This window comes from Pseudomonas sp. 2VD (assembly GCF_005503585.1).
Classification (GTDB): Bacteria; Pseudomonadota; Gammaproteobacteria; order Pseudomonadales; family Pseudomonadaceae; genus Pseudomonas; species Pseudomonas aeruginosa.
Map to the genome: position 1 here is coordinate 1 of NZ_SCND01000120.1, position 15302 is coordinate 15302.

The following is a 15302-nucleotide window of genomic DNA, read 5'->3' on the forward strand; positions in this document are numbered from 1 at the left end:
GCTGGCGTCCCTGTTCGCCGTGCTCGATCCGAAGTGCGTGATCGCGCGGATGCTACGTCAAAAAAACTGTGCAAATTGTTGCGCACATCGCCGGAAAACCGCGGCGCGCCTGACCCTCGACAGTATGTAACAAAATATTTCAGAAAAAATCCGACGAGCGAAGGACCGCCCCCGAACCGGGCCGGCCCATGCGCAATCAGCCTTGCAGACGCTGCGCCAAACGCTCCTGAAGTTGTGCGAGCACTTCCGGGTCGCCCTGCTTCGCCGCATGGATGCCGAGGTTCTCGCCGCTGAAGCGCGGGATGACGTGGAAATGGATGTGGAAGACCGTCTGCCCGGCGGGGGCGCCATTGAACTGGGCGACCTGCACGCCGTCCGGCTGCACCTCCTCGACCAGGGCGCGGGTCAGGCGCTGGACCACGGCCATGACCTTGGCCAGGTTCTGCGCATCGATCTCGAGCAGGTTGCGCGCCTCGGCGTGCTTGGGAATCACCAGGGTATGCCCGTAGGACTGCGGGAACAGATCGAGGAAGGCGAGCACGTCCTCGTCTTCGTAGACCTTGTAGCAGGGAGCTTCGCCGCGAATGATCTTGGCGAAGATGTTCTGGGAATCGTAAACGCCGTGCAGACTCATGAAGGCTTTCCTTGAACGAACCGGAATAGACCTGCGCACCATACCGGCTCGCTCCCCGCTCGTCACGACGTGATGCGTCGCGCGCTCCACACACTTCGAAAGAAATTGTCACAAGCCCGTCATCACCCTTCCCTACTTTCGTAGCACTCGCCGGATGGCCCCGCCGTCTCGCACAGCCACCTCCTCAACATAGGGAAATGCGTCATGACCCCAGGTTATCCCCTCGCCCTCTCTCTTGCCGTCTCCATGGCCGTGCTCGGCAGCGCCTTGCCGGCCCAGGCGCGCCAGGACGATCCGTCGCTGTTCAACCGCCAGGCCCGTGGCGAACTCAGCGAATACGGCGGCGCACGGCGCGTCGAGCAGGACCTGACCCAGGCCCTGAAGCAGTCGCTGTCGAAGAAGAAGGCGAAGAACGTGATCCTGCTGATCGGCGACGGCATGGGCGACTCCGAGATCACCGTGGCGCGCAACTACGCGCGCGGCGCGGGCGGCTACTTCAAGGGTATCGATGCGCTGCCGCTGACCGGCCAGTACACCCACTACTCCCTGCACAAGGACAGCGGCCTGCCGGACTACGTGACCGATTCCGCCGCCTCCGCCACCGCCTGGACCACCGGGGTCAAGTCGTACAACGGCGCAATCGGCGTGGATATCCACGAACAGCCACACCGCAACCTGCTGGAGCTGGCCAAGCTCAACGGCAAGGCCACCGGCAACGTCTCCACCGCCGAGCTGCAGGACGCCACCCCGGCCGCCCTGCTCGCCCACGTCACCGCTCGCAAGTGCTACGGCCCCGAAGCCACCAGCAAGCAGTGCCCGAGCAATGCCCTGGAGAACGGCGGCGCCGGCTCGATCACCGAGCAATGGCTGAAGACCCGCCCTGACGTGGTCCTCGGCGGCGGCGCCGCGACCTTCGCGGAAACCGCCAAGGCTGGCCGCTATGCCGGCAAGACCCTCCGCGCCCAGGCCGAAGCCCGCGGCTACCGGATCGTCGAGAACCTCGACGAGCTGAAAGCCGTGCGCCGCGCCAACCAGAAGCAGCCGCTGATCGGCCTGTTCGCGCCGGGCAACATGCCGGTGCGCTGGCTCGGTCCGACCGCCACCTACCACGGCAACCTGAACCAGCCGGCGGTGAGCTGCGAGGCGAACCCGAAGCGCACCGCCGACATCCCGACCCTGGCGCAAATGACCAGCAAGGCCATCGAGCTGCTGAAGGACAATCCGAACGGCTTCTTCCTGCAGGTCGAGGGCGCGTCCATCGACAAGCAGGACCACGCCGCGAATCCGTGCGGCCAGATCGGCGAGACCGTCGACCTCGACGAAGCCGTGCAGAAGGCCCTGGCCTTTGCCAAGGCCGATGGCGAGACCCTGGTGATCGTCACCGCCGACCACGCCCACTCCAGCCAGATCATCCCGCCGGAAACCGCCGCGCCGGGGCTGACCCAACTGCTCACGACCAAGGACGGCGCGCCGCTGGCGATCAGCTACGGCAACTCCGAGGAAGGCTCCCAGGAGCACACCGGCACCCAGTTGCGCATCGCCGCCTACGGCCCGCAGGCCGCCAATGTCACCGGCCTGACCGACCAGACCGACCTGTTCTTCACCATCCGTCGCGCACTGAACCTGCGCGACTGATCGGACCAGAACGAAAAAGGCGCGCCGGTTTCGACCGGCGCGCCTTTTTCATTTCGCGCGGCATCCCTGGAACTAGCCCTCGACCTGGCTCCACTGCTTGGCCAGGCGCTTGTCCGAGACCGGCAGCCGGGTCCCCAGTTGCTGGGCGAACAACGAGACCCGGTACTCCTCCAGCATCCAGCGATACACCTGCAACTCGGCGTCGCGCTTGCCTTCCTGGGCGTGCTTGGCGAGGCGCGCCTGGTATTGCGCCCAGAGTTCGCCCAGCTCGCCGCTCCACACCCGGTCGCGCTGGACCTGGCCGGCGACCTTGTCCAGGCGCTGCTCGATGGCCTTGAGGTAACGCGGATACTCCTTCAACCACTCCAGCGGGGTGGCGCGGACGAACCCCGGATACACCAGGTTGGCCAGTTGGCCCTTGACGTCGTTCAGCGGCACGGTCATGGCCAGCTCGACCTTGCCCTTGAAGCGCTTCTGCAGGCCGTGCCAGAGCTTGAGGATATCCAGCACCAGGCGTGCCAGGCGCTCGGCGTGCTCGTGCCAGGCAGCGCGCTTGCGCTCGGCCAGCGCGGCCAGGGCGGCGCCGTCGCGCGGCAGGCCTTCGCCCTGCAGCACGCAACTGTCGAGACTGGCCAGGAGGATGTCCTCGACCAGCGCCTCGACCCGTCCCAGCTCGCGGTACAGCAGGCCCATCTCGGTCTGCCCCGGCAGCTTGGCGCGCAGGTACTTGGCCGGCTCGGCCAGTTGCTGCAACAGCAGTCGTTGCAGGGCGCGGCGGTGTTGGTAGTCGGCCTCGGCCTGGGTCGGGAAGCGCCCTTCCTTGACCTCGCCCTGCTCCTCCACCAGCGCCGGGTATACCGTCATCGACAATCCGGCGACCTTCTGCTGGGCCTTCTCGGCGACGCTGGCGAAGGCCTTGGCCTCCACCGGACGCTGCTGTTCCTTGTCGGCCTGGGGTATCGCCAGGGCCGCCTGGCTGGCTTCGGCGAAACGCGCGGTGAGTTCGGCCAGGTCGCGGCCCTCGCCGAGGAACTTGCCCTGGGCGTCGACCACCTCGATGTTCATCCGCAGATGATCGTCCAACTGCGTCGCCGCCTCGGCCCAGGCCTCATCGGCTACCCGCACGCCGGTCATGCGCTGAAGCTCGCGGCCCAGCGCCTGCGGCAGCGAACCTTCGCCGAAGGTGATGCGCTCCAGGGCGGCGCGGACGAAGTCCGGTACCGGCACGAAGCTCTTGCGGATCGCCTTCGGCAGGTTGCGCACCAGCGCCACCGCCTTGTCGTAGAGCAGGCCGGGCACCAGCCAGTCGATGCGTTCGGCCGGCAATTGCGGCAGCAGCGGCGCCGGTACCCGCACGGTGACGCCGTCGCGCGCGGTGCCGGGCTCGAACTGGTAGCTCAGCGACAGGTGCAGATCGCCCAGGCGCAGGCGATCCGGGTACTGCGCCGCAGTGACTTCGCTGGCTTCGCGGGCCAGCACGTCTTCCTCGCGCATCAGCAGCAGGTCCGGCTGGTTCTGCCGCTCGCGGGCGTACCATTTCTCGAAACTGGCGGTCTGGTAGATGTCCGCCGGCAGGCGCGCGTCGTAATAGGCGAACAGGGTTTCCTCGTCGGCCAGGATGTCGCGCCGGCGTGCCTTGGCTTCCAGCTCGTCGAGCTTTTCCAGCAACTGCCGGTTGGCGCTCAGGCACCTGGCGCGGCTGTTGATCTCGCCGCGCACCAGGCCTTCGCGGATGAACAGCTCGCGCGCCACCGGCGGGTCGATCGGACCATAGTGCACCGGACGTCGACCGATGACGATGAGGCCGTAGAGGGTGACCTGCTCGAACGCCACCACCTGGCCGCGACGCTTCTCCCAGTGCGGCTCGAAGTGGTTGGTCTTGATCAGGTGCCCGGCCAGCGGCTCCAGCCAGTCCGGCTCGATCTTCGCGACCATTCGGGCGAACAGCTTGGTGGTCTCCACCAGTTCCGCGGCCATGATCCATTGCGGGCGCTTGCGAGCGATGCCGCTGGACGGATGGATCCAGAAACGTCGCTGGCGAGCGCCGAGGTAGTCGCCTTCCTCGGCCTTCTGCCCGATCTGGCTGAGCAGGCCGGACAGGATCGCTTTGTGGACCGCCGCGTAATCGATCCCCGGTACCTCGCGTTCGTTGTCGGCCGACGCGCCTTTCTTCGCCTCCGGCTTGCGCGCCTCGGCCTTGGCCGGACGCCCGAACGGCAGCTTCAGTTCGCGGCAGATCAAGGTCAGTTGGCGGTGGGCGTCGCGCCACTCACGCAGGCGCAGGTAGTTGAGGAAGTTCTTCCGGCACCAGCTGCGCAGGGCGTTGGAACCCAGCGCCTGGCGCTGCTCCTCGAAGCCACGCCAGAGATTGATCAGCGCGGCGAAGTCGGAATCCGGGTCCTTCCATTGCGCGTGCGCCTGGTCGGCGGCCTGCTGCCGCTCCACCGGACGCTCGCGCGGGTCCTGCACGGACAGCGCGCTGGCCACCGTCAACACTTCCTCGAGGCTACCCTGCTGGGCCGCCTCCAGCAGCATGCGGCCCAGCCTCGGGTCGATCGGCAGGCGCGCCAGTTGGCGCCCCAGCGGGGTCAGCTGGCCTTCGCGGTTGACCGCCGACAGTTCCTGCAGAAGGGTGAAGCCGTCCTTGATCGCCTTGCCGTCCGGCGGCTCGATAAAGGGGAACGCCTCGATGTCGCCAAGGCGCAGGTGCAGCATCTGCAGGATCACCGCGGCCAGGTTGGTGCGGAGGATTTCCGGGTCGGTGAAGGCCGGACGCGCGTTGAAGTCCTCCTCGCTGTAGAGACGCACGCATATGCCCGGCTCGACCCGTCCGCAACGGCCCTTGCGCTGGTTGGCGCTGGCCTGCGACACCGCCTCGATGGGCAGCCGCTGGACCTTGGCGCGGTAGCTGTAGCGGCTGATCCGCGCGGTGCCGCTGTCGATCACGTAACGGATGCCCGGCACCGTCAGCGAGGTTTCCGCGACGTTGGTGGACAGCACGATCTTGCGTCCCGGGCGCGGCTGGAAGATCTTCTGCTGCTCGGCCGGGGTCAGTCGCGCGTACAGCGGCAGCACCTCGGTGTGGCGCAGGTTGGCCTTGCGCAGCATCTCCGCGGCGTCGCGGATCTCCCGCTCGCCGGGGAGGAACACCAGCACGTCGCCGGGCCGCTTGCCGACCTCGCGTTCGTGGGCGGCGATCTCGTCGAGGGCGGCGAGGATGCCCTGGTCCACCGACAGGTCGTCCTCGACCCGGTTGCCCTCCTCGTCGGTTTCCGCCGCCAGCGGCCGGTACCAGGTCTCCACCGGATAGGTGCGGCCGGAAACCTCGATCACCGGGGCGCCGTCGAAATGCCGGGAGAAACGCTCCAGGTCGATGGTCGCCGAGGTGATGATCAGCTTCAGGTCCGGACGCCGGTGCAACAGGGTCTTCAGGTAGCCGAGGAGGAAGTCGATGTTCAGGCTGCGCTCGTGGGCTTCGTCGACGATCAGCGTGTCGTAGCGCTCCAGGTAGCGGTCGTGCTGGGTCTCGGCCAGGAGGATGCCGTCGGTCATCAGCTTGACCAGGGTGCTGTCGTCGCTCTGGTCCTCGAAGCGCACCTGGTAGCCGACCAGCGCGCCCAGCGGCGTGCCGATCTCTTCCGCGACCCGCGTCGCCACGCTGCGCGCCGCCAGCCGACGCGGCTGGGTATGGCCGATCAGGCCGTGGATGCCGCGCCCCAGCTCCAGGCAGATCTTCGGCAACTGGGTGGTCTTGCCCGAGCCGGTCTCGCCGGCGATCACCACCACCTGGTGGGCGGCGATGGCGGCCTTGATCTCGTCGCGCTTGGCGGCGATCGGCAGGCTGTCGTCGTAGCGGATCGCCGGCACGCTGGCGCGCCGCGCCTCGACCTTGGCGCAGGAGGCCTGGAAGCGCTCGACCCACTGCGCCAGGCGCGCGTCGTCGGGCTGCTTGCGCAGTTCGTGGAGCTGCCGGCGCAAGCGGTGGCGGTCGCTGATCTGGGCCTGGTCGAGGCGCCGGACGAGTTGGTCGAGGGAAGGAGTCTGGTCGGTCATCTAGGCTTTTCGAATGCTGTGAGCGTGCCGCAGTCGCGGAGGACGGGAAGAAGCTCCGGCCACTGCCGAGGCGAAAAATATTCGGAATTGTCGCAGATTTGAGCGGAAGAGGACGAATCCCGGTTAACGCTCGCTGCCGCGATACGGCCGACGCTGCTGGTGGGCAATGGCCCTCTCAGCGCCCCAGTCGCTTGAGCACCTCGGGGCCGGCGCGATCCAGCAATGCCTGGATCAGTTCCAGACGCCGGCTGATCGGCAGACGGCGTATTTCTTCGGCCAGGGCAGGATCGAGGCGGGCCATGGGGGTTTCCTCCGGCAGGTGATGCGCTGCAGGCACGTCCGCACAGGCCCGCTCACCCCGCAACCGACTGCCAGCAACGAAGAAGCCCCGCATCGGCGGGGCTTCTTCAGGCAACGGCGGACTTACTTCTGGCCCGCTTTCTTCAGCTCTTCGTCGCGCAGTTCGCGGCGCAGGATCTTGCCGACGTTGGTGGTCGGCAGGCTGTCGCGGAACTCCACGGCCTTCGGCCGCTTGTAGCCGGTCAGGTTGTCATGCATGTGCTGCATGACCTGTTCCTTGGTCAGGGTCGCCCCCGGCTTGACCACCACGAAGACCTTGATCGACTCGCCGGACTTCTCGTCGGGGATGCCGATCGCGGCGCACTGCAGGACGCCCGGCAGGGTCGCCAGCACGTCTTCCAGCTCGTTCGGGTAAACATTGAAGCCGGAGACCAGGATCATGTCCTTCTTCCGGTCGACGATGCGCATGTAGCCGTCTTCCTGGATGATCGCGATATCGCCGGTCTTCAGCCAACCATCGGCGTCGAGGATCTCGTCGGTGGCTTCCTGGCGCTGCCAGTAGCCCTTCATCACCTGCGGACCTTTCACGCAGAGTTCGCCGCGCTCGCCCAGGGGCACTTCCTGGCCGTCGTCGCCGATCACCTTGCACAGGGTCGAGGGCACCGGAATACCGATGGTGCCGACCTGGATGTTCTGGAACGGGTTGACCGATACCACCGGCGCGGTCTCGGTCATGCCGTAGCCTTCGCAGATGGCGCAGCCGGTGACTTCCTTCCAGCGCTCCGCGGTGGCCAGCTGCAGTGCCATGCCGCCGGAGAGGGTCAGTTTCAGCGCGGAGAAGTCCAGCTTGCGGAAGGTCTCGTTGTTGCACAGGGCGACGAACAGGGTGTTCAGGCCGACGAAGCCGGTGAACTTCCACTGGCCGAGGTCCTTGAGCATCGACGGCAGGTCGCGCGGGTTGGTGATCAGGATGTTGTGGTTGCCGGTGAGCATCATCGCCATGCAATGGAAGGTGAAGGCATAGATGTGGTACAGCGGCAGCGGCGCGATGAGGATCTCGCAGCCCTCGTTGAGGTTGGCGCCCATCAGCGCCTTGCACTGCAACATGTTGGCCACCAGGTTGCGGTGGGTCAGCATGGCGCCCTTGGCGACCCCGGTGGTGCCGCCGGTGTATTGCAGCACGGCGACGTCGTCGGCCTGCGGCGCGGCTTCCTGGAACGACTTGCCGGCGCCCCTGGCCAGCGCGTCGGTCAGCTTGGTGGCTTGCGGCAGGCTGTAGGCCGGCACCATCTTCTTGATGTGCTTGACCACGAAGTTGACGATGAAGCGCTTCAGCGGCGGCAGGATGTCGCCGACTTCGGTGACGATCACCTGCTTGACGCCGGTCTTCGGCAGTACGCCCTCGACCAGGTGGGCCATGTTGGCCAGGCAGACCACCGCCTTGGCGCCGGAGTCGTTGAACTGGTGTTCCAGTTCGCGCGCGGTGTACAGCGGGTTGGTGTTGACCACGATGAGGCCGGCGCGCATGGCGCCGAAGACCACGATCGGGTATTGCAGGACGTTGGGCAACTGGACGGCGATGCGGTCGCCGGGCTTGAGATCGGTGTGCTGCTGCAGGTAGGCGGCGAAGTCGCCGGACAGCTTGTACAGCTCGCCGTAGGTCAGGGTCTTGCCCAGGTTGGTGAACGCGGGCTTGGTGGCAAAACGTTGGCAGGACTCCTTCAGTACCGACAGGATGTTCGGGTACTGGTCGGGATTGATCTCGGCAGCAATACCCGCTGGGTACTTGTCCTTCCAGAAGTTTTCGATCATGGAAGCCCACTCCTAAGCAACAGCTAATCTTCACCGCTCATGGCGGCATCTTGTTGTGATCTGCTCGCTAACCCTGGACCCAGGGCTATTAGGCGCGCCGAGATTATCAGCTTTGCCAGAGGCAGACCAGCACCAAACATGACCTATTCGGTCAAAAAAATGACCGAGACATTAGTCTCGGTCACGGTCTTTCCTGTCCCCGGCAAATGCCCGTTTCAGAGCCTTGTAAGGCTATCAGGCGATTTCGCGCAGCTCACGACGGAGGATTTTACCCACAGGCGTCATCGGTAATGCATCCTTGAGCACAATCTGTCGCGGAATTTTGTATCCGGTGAGGTTTTCCTTGCAGTAGGCCTTGAGCTCCTCGACCGACAGGCTGGGGTCGCGGGCCACCACGAACAGCTTCACCGCCTCGCCGGACTTCTCGTCGGGAATGCCCACCGCCGCGCAACTGGCCACCTTCGGATGGGCCATCACCACGTCTTCGATCTCGTTGGGGTAGACATTGAAGCCAGAGACCAGGATCAGGTCCTTCTTGCGATCGACGATACGCACGAAGCCGTCCTCGTCGATCACCGCGATGTCGCCGGTCTTCAGCCAGCCTTCGGCATCGAGAATCTCCTCGGTGGCCTCGGGACGCTGCCAGTACCCCTTCATCACTTGCGGACCTTTCACACAGAGTTCGCCACGTTCGCCGACAGGCAGCTCGTTGCCCTGCTCGTCGATCACCTTGAGCGCCGTGCCCACGACCGGAATCCCCACCGTGCCCAGGCGCGCCTGCTCGCCGTAGGGGTTGGTGGTCACCACCGGCGAGCATTCGGTGAGGCCATAGCCTTCCACCACGGTGCAGCCGGTGACGACCTTCCAGCGCTCGGCGGTGGCGCTGACCAGTGCGGTGCCACCGGAGTTGGTGAGCTTCAGGTTGGAGAAATCGACGTCCTTGAACCCGGGGTGCTCCATCAGCGCGACGAACAGGGTGTTGAGGCCGAGCAGCGCGGAGAAACGCCACTTCTTCAGTTCCTTGATGAAACCGGGGATGTCGCGCGGGTTGGTGATCAGCACGTTATGGTTGCCGCTGACCATCATGCACATGCAGTTCGCGGTGAAGGCATAGATGTGGTAGAGCGGCAGCGGCGCGATCATCACCTCCTGCGCCTCCTTCATCAGCGGCAGGCCATCCTTGCCGAGCTGGGAAAGCTGGGCGTGGACCTGCAGCATGTTCGCCACCAGGTTGCCGTGGGTGAGCATCGCCCCCTTCGAGACCCCGGTGGTGCCGCCGGTGTACTGCAACACGGCGACATCCTCCAGGCCGACCCTGACCGGCTGCAGGGCATGGCCCTGGCCTTGCTTCAAGGCCTGCCTGAACGGCAGCGCCTGGGGCAAGCGATAATCGGGGACCATCTTCTTCACCGACTTCACCACGCTGTTCACCAGCCAACCCTTCAGCGCCGGCAACAGGTCGCCCATGCGCGCCTCGATCAGGTACTCGATCCGCGTATCCGGGAGCACTTCCTCGACCAGCTTGCCGAACACGTTCAGATAGACCAGCGCACGCACGCCGGCGTCCTTGAACTGGTGGCGCATTTCGCGGGCGGTGTACAGCGGATTGGTGTTGACCACCACCAGCCCCGCGCGCAAGGCGCCGAACACCGCGATGGGATATTGCAGGACATTGGGCATCTGCACCGCGATGCGGTCGCCGGGCTGGAGATCGGTCTGTTTCTGCAGGTAGGCGGCGAAGGCGGCGGACAGACGATCGAGTTCGGCGTAGCTGAGCGTCACGCCGAGATTGCTGAAGGCCGGGCGGTCGGCGAATTTCTTGCAGGAGCGCTCGAAGACCTCGACCACGGAACGGTAGGCGCCGAAGTCGAGACTGTCGGGTACGCCGGCCGGGCGTTTGTCGTTCCAGAATTCAGGTTGCATTTATTCTTGTCCTCTTACCTGAGCGGGTCTGGCCCGCGTGTGCGGGGTATCGGGCAACTTAGCAGTTGCATCGGACAGCGCAAATACTCCTCCTGCCCTTATTGATAGTGTGAATCTCCAGCCTGTCGCTCTTCGCCGCCCGCCATTCCAGAGCGGGCCGTGCCCAAGGGTGGCGCTTTTCCGGGACGAAACCGCGCACGCTGCTAGAATGCGCCGGAACGCGTCCGCCCGGCACAAGGAACGAACATGCCCGCCGCTGCCTACTGGCTCCCCGCCAGCGACGAAACCCCGCTGTACACCCGCCACTGGCCGAGCGCAACGGCCGTTGGCGCGGTGATGCTGTCCCACGGCATGGCCGAGCACGCCGGTCGCTACGAGCGTCTCGCCGCCGCGCTGAACGCTGCCGGCTACCACTTCTATGCGATCGACCAGCGCGGCCACGGCCGGACCGCCGAAGCCGACGAGCTGGGCCACTTCGCCGACCAGGGCGGCTGGGGCAAGGTGGTCGGCGACCTGGCCAGCCTGAACCACCATATCCGCCAGCAGCACCCGGAACTGCCAATCTTCCTGCTGGGCCACAGCATGGGCAGCTACATCTCCATGGCCTACCTGCTGCACCACAGCTGCAGCCTGCAAGGGGCGATCCTTTCCGGCTCCAACTACCAGCCGCAAGCGCTCTACCGGGTCGCCCGCCTGATCGCCCGCTTCGAGCGCTGGCGCCAGGGGCCGCTGGGCAAGAGCGCGCTGATCGACTTCCTCTCGTTCGGCTCGTTCAACAAGGCGTTCAAGCCCAATCGCACGGCCTTCGACTGGCTCAGTCGCGATCCGCAGGAAGTCGACAGGTACGTGGCCGACCCGCTGTGCGGCTTCCGCTGCAGCAACCAGTTGTGGGTGGACCTGCTCGGCGGCCTGGCCGATATCACCCCGCCCACCCACCTGCGGCAGATCGATGCCGGCCTGCCGCTGCTGGTCATCGGCGGCGAACGCGACCCGGTCAGCCAGGGCAGGCGCCTGGGCGACCTGGCCGACGCCCTGCGCGGCGCCGGGCTGCGCCAGGTGACCCTGAAGACCTATCCCGAGGCCCGTCACGAGCTGTTCAACGAGAGCAACCGCGACGCGGTCACCCAAGACCTGATCGACTGGCTGGAACAGGCCCTGCGCCACCGCCGGGATCATTCGACAAAGGAGAGAACATGAGCCAGGTCCAGAACATTCCCTACGCCGAGCTAGAGGTCGGGCAAAAGGCCGAGTACACCAGCAGCATCGCCGAGCGCGACCTGCAGTTGTTCGCCGCAGTCTCCGGCGACCGCAACCCGGTGCATCTGGACGCCGCCTACGCGGCCACCACCCAGTTCAAGGAACGCATCGCCCACGGCATGCTCAGCGGCGCCCTGATCAGCGCGGCGATCGCCACCGTGCTGCCCGGTCCAGGCACCATCTATCTCGGCCAGACCCTGCGCTTCACCCGTCCGGTCAAGCTCGGCGACGACCTGAAGGTCGAACTGGAAGTCCTCGAGAAGCTGCCGAAGAACCGCGTGCGCATGGCCACGCGGGTGTTCAACCAGGCAGGCAAGCAGGTGGTCGACGGCGAAGCGGAGATCATGGCGCCGGAAGAGAAGCTCAGCGTCGAGCTGGCCGAACTGCCGCCGATCAGCATCGGCTGAGCAGCCTTCCCTGCCGTCGGGCCATCCGGCCCGGCGGACTTGCCGGGCCGCCGCGCGCTGCTCTACCCTGTCCGCTGTCTTACCTCAAACACCAGGGATAACCGAAGGCATTCCACCGCCCGAAACCCCTTACCGGGAATCGGAGCCGCCATGGACCTTCGCTTGCTGTTGCTATCCCTGACCACCTTCGCCGCCGGCCTGGCGGAAAGCATCCTGATCGGCATCCTGCCGCCCCTGGCCGAAGACCTGCGGGTCTCCATCAGCCTGGCCGGCCAGCTTACCACCCTGTTCTCCCTCGGCTTCGCCCTCGCCGCACCGCTGCTCGGCTGGCTGACCCGGCGCATCGAACGCCGCCGCCTGCTGCTGGCGACCCTGCTGTTGTTCGCCCTCAGCAACGCGCTCGCCGCCCTCGCTCCGGGCTATCTCGGCCTGCTCCTGGCTCGCCTGGGAATGTCGGCCTGTTGCGGGCTGCTGATCGTCCTCGCCAGCCTGCTCGCCGCCGAGCTGGCCGCCCCGGCCCAGCGCGGCCGGGCGATCGGCCTGATCTTCATGGGCATCAGCGGTTCGCTGGTGTTCGGCGTGCCACTGGGCGTACAGATCAGCGACTGGTTCGGCTGGCGCTGGATCTTCGCCGGCATCGCGGTCTATTCGCTGCCCTTGTGCCTGCTGCTCTGGCGCTACCTGCCGCAACGCCAGGCCGGCGACCTGCCCGGCCGCGAAGGCTACCTGCGGCAGTTGCGCCAGCCCGCGCTGTGGCTCGCGCAACTGGTATCGATCCTGTTGCTCGGCGGGCACTTCACCCTGTTCGCCTATTTCACCCCGTACCTGGCGAGCATGGCCGGTATTCGCTCGCCCGGCGAGATCAGCCTGATCCTCCTGCTGATCGGCCTGGCAGCGCTGAGCGGCGGCTATATCGGCGGCTGGCTGGCCGACCGCCTCGGCCACCGGCGCGCCCTGCGTCTGGTGCCGGCGGCCTTCGCCCTGGCGCTGGCGGCGGTGCCGCTGAGCCTGGGCAGCATTGGGTTCCTGCCGGTACTGATGGTCTGGAGCGCGATCAGCTGGATGATCTCGCCGGTGGTGCAGAGCTTCCTGCTGCGCAGCGATCCGGCCAGCGGTTCCGCCGGCGTCGCCCTGAACACCTCGGCCATGCACCTGGGCGTGGGCCTCGGCGCGGCGCTGGGCGGCCTGGTGGTGGCGGCACTGGGAGTCGCCGCGACGCCCTGGGTCGGCCTCGCCCTGGTGCTGGCGGCGCTGGCCTGCGCGCTTGGCGCCAGCACGCTGGATGGCGCCACGCAAGCGCTGCCGCTCAGTCCCCCTGCACGGTGACGCTGGCGGTCATCCCGGCGCTCAGGTGGACATCCGCCGGCACCTGGTCGAGGCGGATGCGCACCGGAATGCGCTGCGCCAGGCGCACCCAGTTGAAGGTCGGCTCGACATTGGCCAGCAACTGGCCGTCCGGCGTCGAGTTGCGGTCGGTGATACCGCTGCTGATGCTCTCCACCGTGCCGTCGATCGGCTGATCGCCGCTCATCAGGCGGACCTGGGCGCGCATGCCGACGCGGATGCCGGGCAGCTTGGTTTCCTCGAAGTAGGCGACCACATAGAAGGACTGCTGGTCGACCAGCGCCATCACCGCCTGGCCCGCCGTGGCGTAGTTGCCCTGGGCCAGGCGCAGGTTGGTCACCTGGCCGTTGCGCGCTGCGCGCAGTTCGCTGCGCTTGAGGTTGAGTTCGGCGATCTTCACCTGGGCCAGCGCTTCCTGGTACTCGCTGCGAGCGATGGCGGCATTGATCTGGGCGTTTTCCTTGTCCTCGGCGCTGATCGCGCCGATGCCCAGGCGGCTGCGCCGGGCCGCCTCGTTCTGGCGCAACAGGTATTGCTGGTGACGGGTCTCGGCGACGGCGCGGGCCTGCTCCAGGTTGGCCTGGTAGCGTTCCTGGTCGATGCGCATCAGCACGTCGCCGACCTTGACCACCTGGTTGTCCTTGACCTCCAGGTCGGTCACCCAGCCGGACACGTCCGGCGCCACCACCACCACGTCGGCCCGCACCCGGGCATCGCGGGTCCAGGGCGAGAGCATGTAGTAGCGCCAGAGCCAGATGCCGGCGAGGACAGCGGCAGCGACCACCAGCAGGGTGACGACGACGCGAAGCGATGCACGCATGCGAATCTCCTTCTCGGGGCGACGGATTCAGGTCGTGGCCGCCCAGGTAATGCCACTCAACATCAAAATGAACAGGGCGCAGTCGAACAGCGCCTCGTGCCAGACCCAGCGACGCAACGGCGTTTTCTGGATCAGCACCCGCAGCGCGGCGGTGGCCGCCAGCGCCAGCAGGGCATAGACGAACAGCGGGCTGAGGTAGACGCCGCCCCAGGCCGATTCATGCAGACTCATGGCTTTCCTCCTGATGGCACCACTGCTGCCAGGTGAACAGCAGTTGCGCCAGGGCCGCGCGCGCCAGGCGGCTGGCTTCGTCGTCGTGGCGAGCGTCGCGCTCCAGGGCTTCGCGCAACGGCAGGCTGATCCGTTCCAGGCGGTCGCTGCGCGGACCCGCGGGACCGGCCTCAAGCAGCTCGCCCAGTTCCCCGAGGAAGCGGTCACGCGCCTTGCGCAGGACGCCACGGGCGCCTTCCAGGCAGGCCCGCAGGTGGATCAGTTCGTTACCCAGGTCGAGCGCCAGGAGGCCATCGTCCCAACGCCGCCGCTCCTGCTCCGGCAACAGGTTGGCGTGCCGCGCCAGGCGCAACAGGCGGTCGGCCATGCGCCCGCCGAACCAGTTCTCCGCCTGCGCCAGCGGGCGCCGGGTGAGGCGGCCGAGGTCGACGCAGGTGGCATCCAGCAGGCGTCGGGTCAGCCAGCCCGGACGCAAGGTCAGCAAGCGGAAGATCACCACCGCGAAGCCGACTCCGATCAGTACGCCCTGGGCGGAATTCAGCAGGGTCGCGAGGTCGTAGTCCATCTGGTTGCGCGGCGCGACCAGGACGATGAAGTGGATCGCGAACGAGGTGGCGGTGCCGGCGGTGACCGGTACGGCCATGCCCAGGGTGGCGAAGAACAGCGGCACGCCCATCGCTAGGCAGAGCAGCGGGAAGCCATTCCACTGCGGCAGCAGCCACTGGCTGACCAGCATCGCCGCCGGGATCGCGTAGACGATGCCGCGCAGGAAGCTCAGGCCGATGGCCACCGCGTTGTCGCGGTTGGCGAACAGGCTGCACACCACCGCCGCCAGCAGCATCGCGCCGGACGCAGCCGGCCAGCCGGTATAGATGCAGTAGACCGA

General features: G+C 66.7%; 12 protein-coding genes. 4 read left to right on the forward strand and 8 right to left on the reverse strand.

The window, feature by feature from the left end; translation table 11 throughout:
- Positions 1-196: 196 nt before the first annotated feature.
- Positions 197-634, reverse strand: a complete 438-nt coding sequence (locus tag FFS27_RS15075) for an HIT family protein (RefSeq protein WP_003105490.1) — start codon at positions 632-634, stop codon at positions 197-199.
- 204 nt (positions 635-838) lie between these two features.
- On the opposite strand from FFS27_RS15075, the gene phoA reads away from it, so the two are divergent.
- The gene (gene phoA / locus FFS27_RS15080) at positions 839-2269 is read left to right on the forward strand and encodes an alkaline phosphatase (RefSeq protein WP_003112133.1); all 1431 of its coding nucleotides are present in this window, start codon (positions 839-841) and stop codon (positions 2267-2269) included.
- Between the two features lie 72 nt (positions 2270-2341).
- Here the strand turns inward: phoA and hrpA are convergent, their stop codons facing one another.
- From hrpA to fadD2, 4 genes are all read right to left on the reverse strand, one after another.
- Positions 2342-6322, reverse strand: a complete 3981-nt coding sequence (gene hrpA, locus FFS27_RS15085; protein WP_019485716.1) for an ATP-dependent RNA helicase HrpA — start codon at positions 6320-6322, stop codon at positions 2342-2344.
- Between the two features lie 175 nt (positions 6323-6497).
- The gene (locus FFS27_RS33610) at positions 6498-6623 is read right to left on the reverse strand and encodes a hypothetical protein (protein WP_021265085.1); all 126 of its coding nucleotides are present in this window, start codon (positions 6621-6623) and stop codon (positions 6498-6500) included.
- A 122-nt stretch (positions 6624-6745) separates the two neighbouring features.
- Positions 6746-8434: a long-chain-fatty-acid--CoA ligase FadD1 gene (gene fadD1, locus FFS27_RS15100; protein WP_003091643.1), complete on the reverse strand. Its 1689-nt coding sequence runs from the start codon at positions 8432-8434 to the stop codon at positions 6746-6748.
- A 234-nt stretch (positions 8435-8668) separates the two neighbouring features.
- On the reverse strand, positions 8669-10357 hold the full coding sequence (gene fadD2 / locus FFS27_RS15105; protein WP_021265086.1) for a long-chain-fatty-acid--CoA ligase FadD2: 1689 nt from the start codon (positions 10355-10357) through the stop codon (positions 8669-8671).
- Between the two features lie 246 nt (positions 10358-10603).
- Here fadD2 and FFS27_RS15110 point away from each other — a divergent pair, with 246 nt between their 5' ends.
- The 3 genes from FFS27_RS15110 (at position 10604) to FFS27_RS15120 (ending at position 13347) form a co-directional block, all read left to right on the forward strand.
- Positions 10604-11554, forward strand: coding sequence for an alpha/beta hydrolase (locus tag FFS27_RS15110; protein ID WP_003138291.1), 951 nt, complete (start codon positions 10604-10606; stop codon positions 11552-11554).
- The gene (locus FFS27_RS15115) at positions 11551-12021 is read left to right on the forward strand and encodes a MaoC family dehydratase (protein ID WP_003091647.1); all 471 of its coding nucleotides are present in this window, start codon (positions 11551-11553) and stop codon (positions 12019-12021) included. Before FFS27_RS15110 ends, FFS27_RS15115 begins: the two co-directional genes overlap by 4 nt.
- Positions 12022-12171: 150 nt before the next feature.
- On the forward strand, positions 12172-13347 hold the full coding sequence (locus FFS27_RS15120) for an MFS transporter (RefSeq protein WP_003130346.1): 1176 nt from the start codon (positions 12172-12174) through the stop codon (positions 13345-13347).
- Here FFS27_RS15120 and FFS27_RS15125 read toward each other — a convergent pair.
- From FFS27_RS15125 to FFS27_RS15135, 3 genes are all read right to left on the reverse strand, one after another.
- Complete coding sequence (locus FFS27_RS15125) at positions 13328-14185, reverse strand: efflux RND transporter periplasmic adaptor subunit (RefSeq protein WP_003091654.1); 858 nt, start codon at positions 14183-14185, stop codon at positions 13328-13330. The genes FFS27_RS15120 and FFS27_RS15125 overlap by 20 nt on opposite strands.
- A gap of 27 nt (positions 14186-14212) precedes the next feature.
- Entirely contained in the window at positions 14213-14416 is a 204-nt protein-coding gene (locus FFS27_RS15130) for a DUF1656 domain-containing protein (RefSeq protein WP_003091655.1), read from the reverse strand.
- On the reverse strand, positions 14403-15302 hold a 900-nt coding region (locus FFS27_RS15135), incomplete at its 5' end, for an FUSC family protein (protein ID WP_137952082.1). The genes FFS27_RS15130 and FFS27_RS15135, both read right to left, overlap by 14 nt.